The sequence below is a fragment of the Bacteriovorax stolpii genome, assembly GCF_002872415.1.
GTDB classification, from domain to species: Bacteria; Bdellovibrionota; Bacteriovoracia; order Bacteriovoracales; family Bacteriovoracaceae; genus Bacteriovorax; species Bacteriovorax stolpii.
The window spans coordinates 336,072-352,958 of the sequence record NZ_CP025704.1; the positions used below are offsets into that span (position 1 = coordinate 336,072).

Annotated in this window: 18 protein-coding genes; 12 read left to right on the forward strand and 6 right to left on the reverse strand. The window is 39.1% G+C overall.

Going from position 1 to position 16,887, the window contains the following annotated elements:
* Positions 1 to 948 carry a methylenetetrahydrofolate reductase gene (locus C0V70_RS01545; protein ID WP_102242102.1) on the reverse strand — a complete coding sequence of 316 codons (948 nt, stop codon included), beginning with the start codon at positions 946 to 948 and terminating at the stop codon, positions 1 to 3.
* A 35-nt stretch (positions 949 to 983) separates the two neighbouring features.
* Positions 984 to 2,318, reverse strand: coding sequence for an ATP-binding protein (locus C0V70_RS01550; RefSeq protein ID WP_102242103.1), 1,335 nt, complete (start codon positions 2,316 to 2,318; stop codon positions 984 to 986).
* Between the two features lie 147 nt (positions 2,319 to 2,465).
* On the opposite strand from C0V70_RS01550, the gene C0V70_RS01555 reads away from it, so the two are divergent.
* Positions 2,466 to 3,353 (forward strand): aldose 1-epimerase family protein, encoded by an 888-nt coding sequence (locus tag C0V70_RS01555; RefSeq protein ID WP_102242104.1) that lies wholly within the window; start codon positions 2,466 to 2,468, stop codon positions 3,351 to 3,353.
* 8 nt (positions 3,354 to 3,361) lie between these two features.
* On the opposite strand, the gene C0V70_RS01560 is transcribed toward C0V70_RS01555, so the two are convergent.
* Both C0V70_RS01560 and C0V70_RS01565 read right to left on the reverse strand, forming a co-directional pair.
* Entirely contained in the window at positions 3,362 to 3,595 is a 234-nt protein-coding gene (locus C0V70_RS01560; RefSeq protein ID WP_158649519.1) for a DUF2442 domain-containing protein, read from the reverse strand.
* On the reverse strand, positions 3,588 to 3,860 hold the full coding sequence (locus C0V70_RS01565; protein WP_102242106.1) for a DUF4160 domain-containing protein: 273 nt from the start codon (positions 3,858 to 3,860) through the stop codon (positions 3,588 to 3,590). The genes C0V70_RS01560 and C0V70_RS01565 overlap by 8 nt, the downstream gene beginning before the upstream one ends.
* 110 nt (positions 3,861 to 3,970) lie before the next feature.
* Between C0V70_RS01565 and C0V70_RS01570 the strand changes: the two genes are divergently transcribed.
* The 4 genes from C0V70_RS01570 (at position 3,971) to C0V70_RS01585 (ending at position 7,773) form a co-directional block, all read left to right on the forward strand.
* The gene (locus C0V70_RS01570) at positions 3,971 to 4,648 is read left to right on the forward strand and encodes a peptide arginase family protein (RefSeq protein WP_102242107.1); all 678 of its coding nucleotides are present in this window, start codon (positions 3,971 to 3,973) and stop codon (positions 4,646 to 4,648) included.
* Between the two features lie 57 nt (positions 4,649 to 4,705).
* On the forward strand, positions 4,706 to 5,701 hold the full coding sequence (gene rfbB / locus C0V70_RS01575) for a dTDP-glucose 4,6-dehydratase (protein WP_102242108.1): 996 nt from the start codon (positions 4,706 to 4,708) through the stop codon (positions 5,699 to 5,701).
* Positions 5,701 to 6,588 (forward strand): glucose-1-phosphate thymidylyltransferase RfbA, encoded by an 888-nt coding sequence (gene rfbA, locus C0V70_RS01580; RefSeq protein WP_102242109.1) that lies wholly within the window; start codon positions 5,701 to 5,703, stop codon positions 6,586 to 6,588. The genes rfbB and rfbA overlap by 1 nt, the downstream gene beginning before the upstream one ends.
* A 168-nt stretch (positions 6,589 to 6,756) precedes the next feature.
* The gene (locus C0V70_RS01585; RefSeq protein WP_158649520.1) at positions 6,757 to 7,773 is read left to right on the forward strand and encodes an O-antigen ligase family protein; all 1,017 of its coding nucleotides are present in this window, start codon (positions 6,757 to 6,759) and stop codon (positions 7,771 to 7,773) included.
* Positions 7,774 to 7,793: 20 nt separating this feature from the next.
* On the opposite strand, the gene C0V70_RS01590 is transcribed toward C0V70_RS01585, so the two are convergent.
* Together C0V70_RS01590 and C0V70_RS01595 are read right to left on the reverse strand one after the other, a co-directional pair.
* Entirely contained in the window at positions 7,794 to 10,064 is a 2,271-nt protein-coding gene (locus tag C0V70_RS01590) for an N-acetylneuraminate synthase family protein (protein ID WP_102242111.1), read from the reverse strand.
* A 1-nt stretch (position 10,065) separates the two neighbouring features.
* A complete protein-coding gene (locus C0V70_RS01595; protein ID WP_102242112.1) occupies positions 10,066 to 10,740 on the reverse strand; it encodes an acylneuraminate cytidylyltransferase family protein in 675 nt (224 codons plus the stop codon).
* Positions 10,741 to 10,851: 111 nt separating this feature from the next.
* Between C0V70_RS01595 and pseB the strand changes: the two genes are divergently transcribed.
* The 7 genes from pseB to pseI are packed head-to-tail and all read left to right on the forward strand — an operon-like array spanning position 10,852 to position 16,885.
* Positions 10,852 to 11,862: a UDP-N-acetylglucosamine 4,6-dehydratase (inverting) gene (gene pseB, locus C0V70_RS01600; RefSeq protein WP_102242113.1), complete on the forward strand. Its 1,011-nt coding sequence runs from the start codon at positions 10,852 to 10,854 to the stop codon at positions 11,860 to 11,862.
* Between the two features lie 5 nt (positions 11,863 to 11,867).
* Positions 11,868 to 13,022, forward strand: coding sequence for a UDP-4-amino-4,6-dideoxy-N-acetyl-beta-L-altrosamine transaminase (gene pseC / locus C0V70_RS01605; protein ID WP_102242114.1), 1,155 nt, complete (start codon positions 11,868 to 11,870; stop codon positions 13,020 to 13,022).
* On the forward strand, positions 13,009 to 14,064 hold the full coding sequence (locus tag C0V70_RS01610) for a PseG/SpsG family protein (RefSeq protein WP_102242115.1): 1,056 nt from the start codon (positions 13,009 to 13,011) through the stop codon (positions 14,062 to 14,064). The genes pseC and C0V70_RS01610 overlap by 14 nt, the downstream gene beginning before the upstream one ends.
* Positions 14,052 to 14,717 (forward strand): formyl transferase, encoded by a 666-nt coding sequence (locus C0V70_RS01615; protein WP_208107774.1) that lies wholly within the window; start codon positions 14,052 to 14,054, stop codon positions 14,715 to 14,717. The genes C0V70_RS01610 and C0V70_RS01615 overlap by 13 nt, the downstream gene beginning before the upstream one ends.
* On the forward strand, positions 14,714 to 15,403 hold the full coding sequence (locus C0V70_RS01620; protein ID WP_102242117.1) for a PIG-L deacetylase family protein: 690 nt from the start codon (positions 14,714 to 14,716) through the stop codon (positions 15,401 to 15,403). The genes C0V70_RS01615 and C0V70_RS01620 overlap by 4 nt, the downstream gene beginning before the upstream one ends.
* Before the next feature lies 1 nt (position 15,404).
* A complete protein-coding gene (locus C0V70_RS01625) occupies positions 15,405 to 15,848 on the forward strand; it encodes a GNAT family N-acetyltransferase (protein WP_279536151.1) in 444 nt (147 codons plus the stop codon).
* Positions 15,845 to 16,885: a pseudaminic acid synthase gene (gene pseI / locus C0V70_RS01630; RefSeq protein WP_102242119.1), complete on the forward strand. Its 1,041-nt coding sequence runs from the start codon at positions 15,845 to 15,847 to the stop codon at positions 16,883 to 16,885. The genes C0V70_RS01625 and pseI overlap by 4 nt, the downstream gene beginning before the upstream one ends.
* The last annotated feature ends 2 nt before the right edge of the window (positions 16,886 to 16,887 follow it).

Below are 16,887 nucleotides of genomic sequence, written 5' to 3' on the forward strand. Positions count from 1 at the left end.
TTACTTTTGGAATTTTTTAACGATATCTACAACAGTGTTAGTGTCATTCATAATGTAGAAGTGAACGCACGGGGCGCCTCCTTCTAAAAGACCTTGAACTTGTTTTGTGGCCCACTCTTTTCCGATATGGGTGACGTTCTTCTGGTCTTTGGTGACAGCTTCTACCAGTTCGTCAGGTAAATCAATATAGAAGTTCTTAGGAATGCTCACCAGTTGAGTCGTGTTCTTTAGAACTTTAATTCCCGGGATGATGGGCACAGTAATGCCAGCAGCACGGGCCTCTTTAACAAATTCAAAATAGTGTTTGTTATCAAAGAACATTTGGGTCACTACATAATCAGCGCCCGCATCAACTTTTCTTTTAAGGTTGATTAAATCGAGTTTTAGGTTTGGAGCTTCGAAGTGTTTTTCCGGATAGCCAGCGACACCGACACAAAAATCGAACTTTGAACCACCTTCGATTTCGTCTAGGAACTTACCACTATTAAGGGCCTTGACTTGCTCGACCAAATCAGAAGCGTAGTAGTTAGCACTTCGGCTTTTAGAGATTTCTTTTTTATAGTTTGGCCCATCACCGCGAAGAGCGAGGATGTTATGAATACCCAAGAAATTTAGTTCGAGAAGAGCGTCTTCAGTCTCTTCCTTAGAAAACCCCAGGCAAAGCAAGTGAACAACTGTGTCAATCTGAAAGCGGTTTTGAATGATCCCGCAAATTCCAATTGTCCCAGGGCGCTTCTTATAAATCTTTCTTTCAATCGTACCATCTTCCTTTTCATTATAATAAGCAGAAGACGAATGAGCAGTTACATCAATCCATGCCGGATGAACGGGTTTTAATGCTTCAACGATATCGATGATATCTTGAACCGATCTTCCTCTCGGTGGAGGAACGATCTCATAACTAAACAATGGGTTTTTTGCGCGCTCTAAGTGTTCAGTGACTTTCATAGCGCTAGTGTAACACAAGAGTTGTTATTTCACTGCTAAATTTTCCCTACAAGATAGATTGGCATCGTAAGCATTTTTCTGTTTGGGTCATAACCCCTATTTCCTCCTGTGAGTTTTAGAGCAAGGTTTGGCCTATACCTGTCGATATATGAATCCAGGCTTTTTGCCCGAGTGCTTCTTTCCGCAGATTTGACTTCTATGGGAATAATATCCTTTCCTTGAATCCATAAAAATTCTAATTCGGCCCTAGATTCCATCCATGAGTATAGGGTTCCTTTATTTTTAGCAAAAAGCTCCTGCGCCACGAAGTTTTCGGCCATATACCCTTTATAGCTTCCCAATTCATCAGCGAGGGTGGCTTCAATTGGAATTTCCAGGGCAGCATTGAGAAGACCCACGTCCATGAAATAAAGTTTAAAGCGATTGTCTTCTATTTGGCCTTTTAAGGGATGCTCGGCCTTATTGTTAATCATGACTTTGATGACTAATCGAGCTTTCTCCAACCATGTTAGAGGACCTCGAACTCTTTCGAACCCTTTTTGATTGGGAATAACTCCGGTAAATTTAAATTTCTGAGTACTTTCATCATGTGCCTTTGCCAATTGGGAACTAACTGCTTCAAAGACGCTTAATATATGTGCAGAATTTACGGTTCCCGAGTGTTTGGAAAAATCCGCTTTGTAACCTGTGAGAAGCTGATTTTGAATCTCTCTAGCACGCAAAATGGCCTTGAGTTCGCTGTGAGATTTTTTATATTCAATATAATTTTTAATAACTTCAGGCATACCACCTATCGTTTGATAGCGCTTCCATGATTCCAGGAGTTCTTTGTGAATGAGGGCACTGATAGTAGAATGATCTGCAATCTGAATATTTTCGTACTCTTCAAAAAGTTTTGGATCACTTGCCTCTAGGAATTCTTGATACGTCATCGGATTCATATTTTGAAAATCAACTTTTCCTACAGGAAATGAATCTTCATTGCTCATGATTCCTAAATAACTTCCAGCCGCAATGATTGCTAGCTCTGGCATTTCTTCCTGAAAAAATTTTAAAGAGGTAAGTGCACCGGCACACTCTTGAATCTCATCAAAAAAGAGCAGGGTGTTTTTTGGATCAAGCTCAGTTTTTGAAAGAAAACTTATGTCGCGAAGGATTCTTTTTGGCACAAGTGAACTTTTATCAGCAAATATTAAATGGGCCTCTTTTTGAGAAAGGAAATCAATTCGAATGAATTGCTGGAAATTTGTCAGTCCAAAATCGCGCACGATATATGATTTACCAACCTGACGGGCTCCTTGTAATATTAAAGGCTTACGAGAAGGGGAGTTTTTCCATTTTAAAAGATCTAATGAGATATGTCTTTTCATATACTTACCTCTTCTTATGTCAATAAAGTCTATTTTTGATAAAATTATAGTATCAAAAAGTACAAAAAATGGGAAATTATGTAGGGGTATTTTAATCTTAATGAGGATAAATAGACGAAAAATTGAGATGGTTTTATACTTTTAAGTATGAGTGATTGGTATCAAATCGAGAGCAATTCTTTAATCGTCCAGGTGACGAGTCTAGGCGCAGAAATGAAGCGTCTTTTCTCCAGAGATTGGCATCGCGAGCTTTTATGGCTTGGTGATGAAAGAAACTGGAAGCGTTCTGCTCCCGTCTTATTTCCCATTGTCGGTAAACTTAAAGATGATGAGTATCATCTTCAAGGCAAGACTTTTAAAATGGCCCAGCATGGTTTTGCCAGAGATTGCGAGTTTAAATGTACTGAATGTGGAGCTTCGGAAGTGGAGTTTCTTCTTGTGGCCACGCAGGAAACATTTAATCAGTATCCATTCTGTTTTGAATTGCGCGTTCGCTATAAAGTAGAAGGTTCAAAAGTCATTATTTCTTATTTTGTAAAAAACGATGACCGCCAGGATATTTATTTTTCTATTGGGGCGCATCCAGCTTTTGAAACAAACGTATTAACGAACTACGAAATCCGTTTTGAAAAAGAAGAAAAAGAGTATTTTCGCGTGGACAATGGCCTGGTGAACTGGACGAGACCTTTTGGGCTGAATGCTCAAAACATCCAGTTAGAAAAAGGACTATTTGCCGACGATGCACTGGTTTTCAAAAAGGTTAAATCAAAGTTTGTTGAGCTTATTGATAAAAAGAGAAATGAAATTATCCGCGTTCATTTTCACACTCCTTTCTTAGGAGTTTGGGGCAAAGGTGATGTGCCTTTTGTCTGTATTGAGCCTTGGTACGGAGTGAGTGATTCAATCGACAGTGATAAAAATTTTGAAACTAAGAATGGTCTTATTACTCTTGGTGCTGGGGAGATCTTTGGTTTTTCTTATTCTATTGAGATGGCCTATTTGGAAGAGACTGATCCGTTGAGGAAAAAGAAATAGGCAGAGTATTAAGATGCTAATTCTTCCAGATATTCAGGTGAGATATCGTAACCAGTCGGCCAAGTGATGATTCCATCTTCAATAAATACTTTTTGAAAATTATCGTAAGTCTTGAGTGGTTCTATTACTGGACCAGATTCTGAAAATATAAAATTCATATCAATAACAGATGTCTTGTTATCTTCAAAAACAACAGTTAATTTAAAATTTGGATGAGCAATAACATTTTTTACTCTAGTCACAGTCCGCCCCTGGTATTTTTTTGACAGGCTCTCTCTTGATAATTTTATCCCAATTTTCAAGTAATTCCAACTGATGCTCGAAGGCCCAAACTTGGACTAGGTTTTTTGCTTTAATGGGAAGATGGCCACTTAGCAGAGTTAGTGTTTTAATAGAGAACGAAGCATCATAACCTTGGTATTTTGCATGGAAATAGGGTTCTTTGTGTTTGCCGTGAGCGTAATACATGTAAATGGTGATACCAAAAAAAGATGAAATTTGTGGCATGTGCTTAATCTCCTAATTTGATAAGAGCAAGCAGTGACAGCAAGTATTCTTTTTAATTACATGGTTTCTTTAAGTTTAATAAAAATTGAATTTAATTTTTGCGAGATAAGATGACATTTTTAATTCCACTAAAAAACAGGGGAGAATCTAAATCTTCTTTGGACAATGTCCTTTGGAACGAAGGAAAAGTCTTTATCATGGACAACCATAGACTGGCGCTATGGTGCTGGTTTCAAAAGATGCAGAAAGCAAAGAGGTATAATCTCTTTCATATTGATGCACATCCGGATATGAGTGAGTCTGCGCTGCCGTATTTTAACCATGACATGTGGTCCATGGGTCTTAAGGATTACCGAGAGACGTGGCAAAACGATATTAACATGCCTCTTTTTCGCTGGGATAATTATATTGAAGTGTTCTTGAAACATTACCCCCAATTGGTAGGGAAGACCGTTTCAGCGACTCACCATTTAGGCTCATCAAAAGAACTTTCTGAAGAAATCAAACCTTACGACCTGGTGAAGTTTACTCACGGGGTATTTTCTGGCGAAAAATATGTCAATGAACTCGGCTGGATCGTAAATCTTGATTTGGATTACTTTTTTTCGGCTGCACCCGAAAAACTTCCTTTATTCAGCGATGATTATATAAAGCAGCTCGTCCATTCAATCAATGAGGGTCTTTCCAATGGAATGATTGAAGTGCTTACGATTTCCTTGAGTCCCGAATGTTGCGGCTCGTGGGAAAATGCAGAGTTAATGCTTTCAAAATTCGGCTTTAAATTATAACGAAAGAGGCTCTCGAAGATTTGGCTTTTCCGTTGCCTTTTCCTATAATCAATTTCCATGAGCATTATTGTAACAGGTGGAGCTGGTTTTATCGGGTCAAATTTCGTAAGAGTTTGGTTGGATAAAAATGTGCAGGATACAGTCATTGTCCTAGATAAGCTGACATATGCTGGGTCATTAAAGAATCTTGAAGGTGTGGATTCGGATAGAATGATTTTTATCCAGGGAGATATCAACGATCGTCTGCTTGTTGAGGAGCTTTTTAATAGGTACCGTCCGAAAAGCTTGGCTAATTTTGCAGCAGAGTCTCATGTCGATCGTTCGATCAATGACCCTGAAGAATTTATTTATACGAATGTGAACGGCACTTTTAATTTACTTCGTTGTGCTTATTCTTATTTTAAATCTCTGGAAGAAGAAGAAAGAAAAAAATTTCGTTTCTTACAGATATCTACGGATGAAGTGTATGGATCATTAGAGGAAGGGGGAAACGCTTTTACGGAAGAACATTCCTATCGTCCGAATAATCCTTATGCTGCAAGCAAGGCGAGCGCGGATCATTTGGTTCGAGCTTATGGGCATACGTTTGGCTTGCCGGTACTGGTGACAAACTGTTCAAATAATTTTGGACCTTATCAGCATCAAGAAAAATTAATACCAACAATTATTCTCAATGCACTGAATGAGTCTCCAATACCAATTTATGGAGATGGGCAAAATATTCGCGACTGGATTTATGTCACAGATCACTGCCTGGCAATTATGGCCGTACTAAACAAAGGGAAAGTTGGAGAAAGTTATAATCTTGGTGCGAATATGGAAAAAACCAACCTTGATATTGCCAAGATAATCTGTTCAAAGTTAGATCAGATATTTCCGCGCTCTAATCAGCGTTCGTATCATGAGCTTATTGCTTTTGTGGAAGACCGCCCAGGCCATGATCGCAGATATGCTATAAATAATGAAAAATTTCTTCGAGAATTAAATTTTAATTTTAATGAAACTTTTATTTCTGCCATAGAAAAAACGATTTCTTTTTATTTGAGGCGATGATGAAAGGGATTATTCTTGCAGGTGGCGCAGGAACACGTTTGTACCCTATGACTCTGGTTATGGCAAAACAGCTACAGCCGATCTATGACAAACCAATGATTTATTATCCTCTCAGCTTCTTAATGGCCGGTGGAATCCGCGATATCCTTATCATCACGACGCCAAACGATTTAAAACATTTTCAGAGTTTGTTAGGGGATGGGGCACATTTGGGGATTCAATTGAGTTATAAGACTCAACCGTCTCCTGACGGTCTTCCAGATGCTTTTATCTTGGGAGAAGAATTCATTGGGGATGACGATATTTGTTTGATATTGGGAGATAATCTTTTTCATGGAGATAACCAATTTTTTATACAGGCATTAAAAGACCATAACGAAAAAAAAGATCAAATTAAGGCCAGAGTGTTTGCATATAATGTGGCAGATCCTAGAGCTTACGGTGTTATTGAATTCGATAAAAAAAATCATTCAGTAAAAAGTATTGAAGAAAAACCCGAGATACCAAAATCTCAATATGTATTGCCCGGTATTTATATTTTTGATTCTTCCGTTTCAACAAGATCTAAAAAGCTTCTTCCTTCAAAACGCAGGGAAACAGAAATCGTCGATCTTATTTTAACCTATAAGGAAGAAAATTCTTTAGGGGTTTCGACAATTAATCCTGGAGTGGTTTGGCTCGATACTGGAACTCCTAAATCCCTGTTGCATGCTTCTTCATATATTGAGACTATTGAGGAACGGCAGGGACTCAAGGTTGCCTGCATAGAAGAGGTTGCCTTTCGTATGGGATTTATTAATTTAGTTCAATTAAAACAAATTATTGAAAAGATCCCTAAATCTCTCTATCGTGAGTATCTTGAAAAATTAAGCATGACCTTGGAATAGGATTAAACTATGATTTCACTTATCTATTTTGCACTTTTTGTCTTATGCCTTGGATTGGTGACTTCCATGAGTCTTCTAGGCGGCTTTCATGCACTAATCGCTTTACCTTGTTTATACTTTATTCCTAAGACAAGTTTTAAAGGTTTTTCAAAAAGTGCCTGGGCCCTTTTGGCTCTTTCCATTATTCTAATTTTCTCAGTTGTTATTAATCAGGATGTGGCCCTTGCAGGTTACAAACCTCTTAGTAAAATAAAGTATTTTCTTATAGGTTTCTTTTCTATAGCACCTTTCGTGTACTTTTTTAGAAATCAAGCTACGGATAAAAGAATTAAGGTCCTGCTTTATACATTATGTGTATCCACAACATTTGCAACTATCGCCGGTGTTGTGGGAATGAATACAGGGTTTAACTATGTGTCTCAGAAAGTTGTTAGCCTTGAGAGAAATGCGGGACTTTCAGGAATGATTCTGAACTATGCGCATAATCTGGCCTTCTTTCAAATTATTATATTAGGACTGATTATTTATAAAAAAGAGTCTCAAAAATATATTAACACTTATTTTCTTATTGGGGTTTTTTTGATTAACAGTTGGGGACTTTATCTGACATACACACGTGGAGCCGTCCTTGCACTGTTAGTTGGTGCACCTTTTTTCTTGTTTAAAAAATATAAGGGAAAATTTGTTCTTATGGGTGTTGCACTATTTCTGCTGGGGAGTGGTTTATTTTTTATTTCAGGTAGTAATGTTTATCGCCCAGGCTCAGACCGATTGCGCCTGAGCATGTGGGAAACTGCCTACACTGCGTTCAAAGAAAGACCTTTGACTGGTTATGGATACCTGAATTTTGAACTTCATTCGCGTGAGATTAAAAAGAGATACAATATCGAGCATCCAGAATTTGGGGGGCATGCCCATAATAATTTTCTTGAAGTTATGGCCACCACAGGAATTATTGGAGGTATTGTTTTTATCGCCTGGATTCTTCTGTGGTTTATCGAGATGTATAGACGAGAAGATTTAGTCGCTAAAATTGCATTGCCCTTTATTGTCGTTTTTGTGGTCGGAGGAGCAACGCAAGCAACGATCGCTCTAGGAGTAAATCTATTCTTTATTATGGCCGGGTATTCAATTAGTCAGGTTGGAGAAGGAAAGCTTTTAAAGGAAGAACAGGCAGGAGTATAAATCCTGCCTGAGAATTGGAATTAAAGTTTTTTCATAGCAAGCTCTTCAGCTGCTTCAAGACGATCCAGAGCAATCCAGAACCCTTCACCGCTATTTTTATGACCTTGCCAGATTTCAGGAATCCATGTTGCGTCTGGTGAGTTGACAATCATTTTTCCCATCAGACTTGTGAAATCAATTGTCCCTTCTCCGATTTGTAGGCCTTCATCATCTTCCGCACCTGAATCTGCCAAGTGATAATGAGCAGAATATCGACTTGTCTGATTAATAAAATCTTCGAAATCAAGCTTGTAGTAATTGCAAGCAAGCTTTGAGTGAGATACATCAAGGCAGATTCTCATTTTATTCTTTTTACAAAAAGCAACAATTTCCTCAGCTGTGACAAATAGATTGTGATATTGTTGTCCACCAAAATGCCATGGAAATGGAGGCATTGTTTGTGGGATAAGCTCAACTCCATTTGTATTGAGTTCGCTTAAGCTCTTTTCCAGGATTCCATAAAGCTCTTTTTTCTCAGAATCATTTAAGAATCCTGTTGAAGTGAATCCGCCACAGTTAACGACAATGCATGGTCTTGGTGTTTTTGGGAAATACTGTTTAAGTTCATTGGTAATATCAATAACTCTTTGCATTTCACGAATCGATTGCTTGCGGTAGCTTTCATTCTTTGAGCACAGGTCCAGAGTATGATCTCCCGCAAAGAGTTCAGGTGCGTGAACAACGAGTTGGTAATCAAGTGGAGTAGATTTATCAAAGTATGGGTGGAAATCCACATCCATGTCTTTATAACTTAAGTGGAATTCCAGAACTTTTAGGTTACTTTTTCCTGAGAGATTCGCTACATCGTGATAACGAACAGGAATACCAAATGGTAGCTTAAATTGATAATCGCGAGCATTAATCGCAGTATCATTTAAATCAGAAGGGAAGAAGAAATCCCCGGCATTCATATCTCTTTTGGCAGCTCTGCCAATAAGTTCTTTTTTCTTGTAAGGAGCAAGTCCTTTTCCAGGGCTTCTTACTTCCAGCATGTCTGCAGTAATGACCTGGTCTTTTTTTATCGGTCTGTTGATGATGATGCTTTTTGCCAGACTTTCTCTGTTCATCATCTCACCTTGAGTGATTTTTCTTGGAGCTGTAGACCCAAGAGATTGCTCAACTGCACGGATTCCTGCGACCATGTCAGCGAATTCTTCAGGAAGAAGACTTACTTTATGGTCGTTTCCTTCCATTGATTTATCAAGTGTGAAGTGTTTTTCGATAATTTTAGCACCCATTCCAACTGCGGCAATTGGAACGTAAATTCCACGTTCGTGTCCAGAATATCCAACGAAGCATTCACCGAGCTCTTTTAAACGGTTCATGTATTTCAGGTTAACATCTTTAAATGGAGCAGGGTAAGTTGAGTTACATTGAAGAAGAATAAAGCTAGCGTTGGCATTTCTTAAAAGAGAAACAGCACTGGTGATTTCTTCTTCACTCGACATACCAGTTGAGACAAGCATCGGTTTACCTTTCTCAGCGATGTATTCAAGCAGTTCATGATTAGTTAAGTCAGCGGAAGCAATTTTATAAGCATCAACACCATAAGCATGAAGCTTGTCTACGCTGGCCTTATCAAAAGGAGTACAAAGAATCTCAAGATTCTTTTCTTTACAGTAATCGAAGATCTTGATGAATTCATCATCTTTTAATTGAAAGCGAGACAGCAGATCCAGAATGTATTGAGAACCTAGATCTTCACTGGCATCGTTTGAATCACCAGAGTTGCGGTAAAGTGAAGCGAGGTCACGCATTTGAAATTTTGCGCAGTTTGCTCCAGCAGCAGCTGCTTCGTCGACTAGTTTTTTGGCCAGGTCTAGAGATCCGTTATGATTATTTCCAATCTCAGCAATGATAAACGTTGGAGCAGCATCATTGATACTGTGCTTACCGATTGAAAGAATCTTTTCTCTTAAAGACGCAACAGCTACAATATGATCATTTTCATCAACAAGAGGGATGTATTGCACGGCATCGCTAAAGAGATCCAGAACTTTTTCTTGTTCGTCGAAGAAACATTTAGTTACTTTTTTATTTAGGATTGAACCAACTTTTGTGTTGATATCAATTTCACTAGTAGAAAGAAGCCAGCGTCTTAAGTCGCCATCACTAAAGGCACCGATCAGGCGACCAAAGTTATTAACTACAAAGACAATTCTTGTTTTGTTTTCCCCAATCTTGCGAATGACTTGGCCGACCGCAAGGTCTTCGCCAACGATAAACTTCTCTACATCTCTTTCGATAAACATTTTATTCTAATCCTTTCATAAGGTTTTCAATAATCATAAAGTCCATTGCGCTATCAATTTCATAGCTAGATTCGTCAGACATCAAATATAACGATACTTTTCCGCCTAATCTATTATTATTTTCCTTTAACACCCAAGGCTTAAAGATGTAAATGGATCCATTTTCGACGTACTCTGGCTCCAAGTCTTGTCGTCTTTGGCGCTTATTATAATCGTAGTTCACCGAATAAAATCCCTGAGGGCCTTTTTTCCATATGAAGCGGTGGTTTGGTGAAGCCGACAAAAGAGAGTCCGATTTTTCCTTTAGTAACAATTCAATAGCATTATCAATGTCGTCTATTCCTCTGATTGGAGAGGTGCACTGTAGAAAGACAACGAGATCCGGAATATAGCCCTGTTGTTCAACTGTTGTAAGAGCATGAATCAATGCGGATTCTGAAGAAGCAGTGTCCCCACTGATGTCTGCTGGTCTCTCAACAATCTCAGCACCAGCTTCTTTCGCAACGGCTGCAATCTTCGCATCGTCTGTCGAAACTACTACTTTCTTAGGGTATTTTGAAGCTAAGGCGTGCTGTACTGAGTGCGTTATCAGAGGGATTCCATTGAGAGGTCTGATGTTTTTTCCGGGAAGACCCTTAGATCCTCCTCTGGCTGGAATAATAAAAAGAATATTCATACAATCCTGTGAGTTAAAAAATCATAGATAATAAATAACTTTAATAATATACATTTGGTATCGTTTTTCTTACTATTTTTTCCTACTAAAACATAACGAATAGGTAATTGCATGCTCAATGGTAAAAGAATTCTCGTAACTGGTGGAACTGGTTCATTTGGTAAAAAGTTTATTGAAACCGTTTTCAAGAAATATCCTGACGTAAAAAGAGTCGTGGTTTATTCAAGAGACGAGTTGAAGCAATATGAGATGGCTCAGCAATACCCTGTTGATAAATACCCTCAATTAAGATTTTTCATCGGAGACGTAAGAGATGGGGAAAGACTAAAGAGAGCTTGCGAGAGAATCGATATCATCGTTCACGCTGCTGCTCTTAAGCACGTGCCAATCGCAGAATACAATCCAATTGAATGTATCAATACAAATATCAACGGTGCTGAAAACATCGTGAACGCAGCTTTAGACTGTGGAGTTCAAAACGTTGTCGCTCTTTCGACTGACAAAGCTTGTGCTCCTATCAATCTATATGGTGCTACAAAACTTTGTTCAGATAAACTTTTCATCGCTGCTAACAACATGAGAGGGTTAAGAGACCTGAAGTTCTCTGTTGTTCGTTATGGAAACGTTCTTGGTTCACGTGGATCGGTAGTTCCTTTCTTTATGAATAAAAGAAAAGATGGTGTTCTTCCAATTACTCACGAAGGCATGACCAGATTCAATATCACTCTTGAAGAAGGAGTGGATATGGTTCTTTATGCTATTGAGAACGCATGGGGGGGAGAACTTTTCGTTCCTAAAATTCCTTCATACAGAATTCTGGATGTAGCTAAAGCTGTTGCTCCAGACTGCAAGACTGAATTAGTAGGGATTCGTCCAGGTGAAAAACTTCACGAAGAAATGATTACTGAAACAGACTCAATGTCGACTTACGACTGTGGGAAATACTACGTAATTGCTCCAGCTGTTCCGCTTTGGAAAATGGATGACTGGTCGAAAAAATTCAATGCTAAAAAAGTACCGGAAGGATTTAAGTATAATTCAGGTGAAAACACAGACTGGATTGCTCCGGAAGAAATCAGATCGTTAATAAAAAAGCATATTGACCCTAACTTTACGGTATAACAAAAATGAAAGTTCCTTACGGAAGACAAAGTATTGAGCGCGAAGATATTGAAGCAGTTGTTAATGTACTGACTTCTGATTTTCTTACTCAAGGACCAACGGTTCAAAAATTTGAAGAAGAGTTTGCCAAAGCTGTCGGCGCTAAATACGCGGTTGCTTTTTGTAATGCCACTGCCGCTCTTCATGTTGGTTTTAAGGTTCTTAATAAAGATATTAAGAAAAAAGTCCTGGCGACGCCTATTACTTTTGCCGCAAGTTCAAACTGTGTTCTTTTTGAAAATGGCCAGGTTGAATTTGTCGATGTCGACCCGAAAACTTTCAATATCGATTTAAATAAAGTTGAAGAAATTTTAAAGAAAAACCCTGGTGCTTACCAGGGAATCATTCCGGTTGATTTTGCCGGCCTTCCTGTTGATACAGAAGAGCTACGCAAAATCGCTGACCGTTATAATCTGTGGATTATGGAAGATGCCTGCCACGCTATTGGCGGTGGATTTTATGATTCAAAAAATCAATTCATCAAATGCGGATCAGGCGTATATAGCGAGCTAACAGTATTCTCTTTTCACCCGGTAAAGCACATTGCAACTGGTGAAGGTGGAATGGTGACAACGAACGACGAGAAAAGCTACAAGCATCTCTTGAAGCTTCGTTCGCATGGTATTGAGAGAAATGCCGAGTTGTTTGCTGAGCCGTCTCATGGTGGCTGGTACCACGAAATGCAGGAACTGGGTTACAACTACAGAATGTCGGACATCAATGCAGCTTTAGGGCTCTCGCAACTTAAGAGATTAAGTGTGAATATTGAAAACAGACAAAGAATTGCTCAGAAATATAAAGAGTATCTTCAAGGCTCGCCAATCAAGAGACAAGAGTACGACGAGAAGAAGTTCCTTAACGGGTACCATCTTTTTGTTATTCAAATTGAAAAAAGAAAAGAACTTTACGACTTTTTGAAAGAAAACGATATTTACTCTCAAGTTCATTATTTACCTGTCTACAAACATCCGTACTATCAACAAAATGGTTATGCGGATACAAAGCTTGCTCACGCAGAGAGTTTTTACTCAAAAGCTCTAAGCTTGCCGATGTACCACGGAATGACTGATGGGGAGTTAGAACACGTTCTAAAAACCCTGAAAAAATATGAGTCGAGATAACCAGGTCATTTACTTTAGACTAGACTGCGGTGGCGTTATTGGTTTTGGTCATCTTTCGAGATGCCTGTCGATTGCCGGGCAATTTAAAGAAAATGGATTTCAGGTTTCTTTTATCATTAGAAAAAGACCATCACTTAAAAATTTTACATCTCCTTTTCCTATTATTTGGCTGGATGAGATCCAGGATGCTCCCTCACAGGAAGTGTCTTCGTGGATTAATCAAAGCGAATCAAGTGAGGCACTGGAGGTTAAGAAACTTAACCTTGCTAATGGCATAATCTTTGTTGATCACTACGGATTAAATGAAGAATGGTGTAAGAGTTTAAAAGCGTCAGGGCAGTACCTTGTGAAAATGAGGGACTACGGCAAAGAAGATTATGGATGTGATCTTATTGTTGATTACAGGTATTCAGACTCAGTCCAGGGGCCAAAAGTTCTGTCTGGTTTAAAGTACATTCCTTTAAATCATGAAATAAGAAAACACACTCCGAAGCGTCAAGCTTCAAGTGAAATAAACAGTGTCGGCGTCTACATTGGTGGCGTGGGAGTTGAAAGTTATAAGAGGCTTCTTAAAATTCTCGGAAATGTTCCGGGAGTGAGCAAGGCTTCAATTGAGTGGATTGTTCCCAATGAAAATTACCAGCGTGAATTGCAGAACGAAGTGACTTCTTTAGCTGTCAGCTTCCTTCTTCCAAGGGCAGACTTGTTTGAGTTTTATTTGCAGAGTGATTTGTTTATAGGGGCCAGTGGAGTCAGTTTTTTTGAAAGGGCATACTTAGGAGTCCCGCAGCTGAATTTTATTGTCGCTGATAATCAAAAATCTTTTGCCGAAGTTTTAACTAAGCTGGATTTGATGTGTCTTCTGGGAGAAATCAAAGAAGATTCCATGGAGACATTGACGAAAAAAATGACATTTTTCCTAGGTGATTTTGAAAAAGTTGCAACTGCCGCACAAAAAGGCAGAGAGCTTATTGGCGCCGATGGCGCCGCTAACATTTGTAGAGATATTATCTGCACGAGAAGGGCCACATGTACGCAATAGCGATGTCGAAGATTTGGGATAGCGAGCTGGTTGGAAGGATCGAAAAGAAGATCGGGCAATCACTTGTGGTTATCACCAGGCCGGAAGAGTTAACGAAAGAAAACCTGGCGGCAAACAATGTGAAGAAAATCTTTTTTCCTCACTGGTCTCATATTATTAAGCCAGATATTCATGACAGCTTTGAATGTGTCATTTTTCACATGACCGACCTTCCCTTTGGAAGAGGAGGGAGTCCGCTACAGAATTTAATTTCTCGCGGGATTTATAAAACAAAAATCAGCGCTCTAAAATGCTCCTTAGGTGTAGATACGGGGCCGGTTTATCTTAAAAAAGACCTTAACCTGGATGGAACCGCGCAGGAGATTTTTGCGCGCGCAACAGGGATTATTGAAACAATGATTATGGAAATTCTGGAGAAGAATCCAGTGCCTGTTGAGCAAACGGGTGAGGTGACGACTTTCAAGAGAAGAAAGCCAGAGGACAGCAATTTGGTGTTGTGTGAGTCTCTGACGGCGATTTATGATTACATTCGTATGCTGGACGCTGAAGGTTATCCAAAAGCTTATTTAGAAGTTAACGGTGTTAAATATGAGTTCACTGGGGCGCGCTTTGATGGCGAGTCGATTGTGGCCCAAGTAAGGATTACAAAATGAAAAAAGTAATGGTCATTGCATCTCATCCTGATGATGAAATTTTAGGTTGCGGAGCCACGATGGCAAGGCTGATCAGTGAAGGGGCCCAGATAAAGGTTCTGATTGCAGCTGAAGGTTTAACCAGCAGACAAACTAAGCGCGATGCTGCTGAGTTAGAAAAAGAATTAAAAGAATTAAGAAACGTAAGTTTCGAGGCCAATAAAAAACTGGGTGTTACTGATGTTGAATTTCTGGGGCTTCCGGACAATAGAATGGACAGCATGGACTTATTGGATGTCATTAAAGTGATTGAAGAGAAAGTCTCTCAATTCATGCCGGATACAATCTTCACGCATTTTCCAAATGACCTGAATGTTGATCACAGGATTTTATCTGAAGCCGTTTTAACTTCAACTCGCCCAATGCCGGGAACAAAAGTAAAAGAGATTTACTTTTTTGAAGTTACTTCAAGTACAGAATGGAATTTTACAGGTTCAGCGGCAAAGAGCTTTGCTCCATCAGTGTTTTTTGATGTTTCAAATTTCATTGAGAAGAAAGTTCAGGCGCTGGAGGTTTATAAAGGCGAGATGCGCGAGTATCCGCATGCCAGATCAATTCAAAACATCCGCAATCAGGCGGGCTTTCGTGGAGGCAGTGTCGGTTTTCATGCTGCAGAAGCTTTCATGTTGGCAAGGAAACTTGTTTAGGATGGATTGTCATAAGGCGACGGCCGCAGATGCCAGGTTTTTGTTTGAATTGAGGAATTTAGATTCAAACCGAATCCAGTTCAGGAATCCTGACAAGGTTGAGTGGGAATCTCACGAGCCTTGGGTTGCAAGATTTTTGAAGAACGAAAGAAATAGAATGTATGTTTTTTCAGTAAATAATGAAAAAATAGGGATGTTCAGAGTAGACGAAAGTGGAGACGTAAGTGTTTCACTTTTAGATGAATTCAAAGGAAAAGGATACGGGAGTGAGATGATCAAAATAGGATCGTCTTTTTACCTGAAAGATTTTCCGGAGGCTAAACTTTTTGCGGAAATCAAAAAGGAAAACGCTGCTTCATCTAAGGCCTTTATGAAGGCCGGTTACAAGTTAACGGAAAGTTTAAATTCAGATTATATATTATTGGACTACGCAGGTGAAAAATGAAAATTGGAAAACATGAAGTCGGCTTAAATCATCCTCCTTACATGATTGTAGAAATGTCTGGAAACCATAACCAGTCTCTAGAGAGAGCTCTTCAGATTGTAGATGCTGCCGCAACAACAGGAGCTCACGCTCTTAAAATTCAAACTTACACTCCAGATACGATGACGTTGAATCTTTCTCACGGAGAGTTTTTTATCGAAGATAAAAACAGTCTTTGGAAGGGAAGAGCGCTTTATGATCTATATAGTGAAGCGATGACTCCATGGGAGTGGCATAAAGCGATTAAAGACAGATGCGAAATGCACGGAATGGATTTCTTCAGTACGCCGTTTGATTTAACAGCGGTGGATTTCCTGGAAGAGTTAGGAGTGTCTTTCTATAAGATCGCTTCTTTTGAAAACACAGATATCAGACTGATCAGAAGAGTGGCGCAAACTAAAAAGCCGATCATCATCTCAACAGGTATGGCGACAATTGCTGAACTAGGCGAAGCTGTTGAAGCGATCAGAGCGGAAGGAAATGAGCAGATTGTTCTTTTAAAATGTACAAGTGCTTATCCAGCAACACCAAAAGACGCTAACCTGAAAACAATTCAAGCATTAAGAGATATGTTTAAAGTTGAAGTTGGATTGTCTGACCACACTATGGGAATGGGAGTAGCAATCGCTTCGATTCCTCTTGGAGCAAGTGTTGTTGAAAAACACTTTACTTTGGATAGAAAAGAAGGCGGAGTAGACTCAGCGTTTTCTATGGAGCCGGCAGAATTCAAGCAAATGGTTGAAGAGTGTAAAGTTGCATGGGATTCAATCGGACAAGTTTCATTCCAAAGAAGTGAAAGTGAGAAACGTTCATTAGTATTCAGACGTTCAGTTTATTTCTCTGAAGACATGAAAGCAGGTGATGTGATCACTGACAAAAATATTAAAGCAATCAGACCGAGTTATGGTCTTCCGACAAAGTTTTATAACTTATTGATCGGAAAAAAAGTGAAAGTTGATGTTAAGAAAGGAACACCAACGAGTTTTGACCTGATTTAATT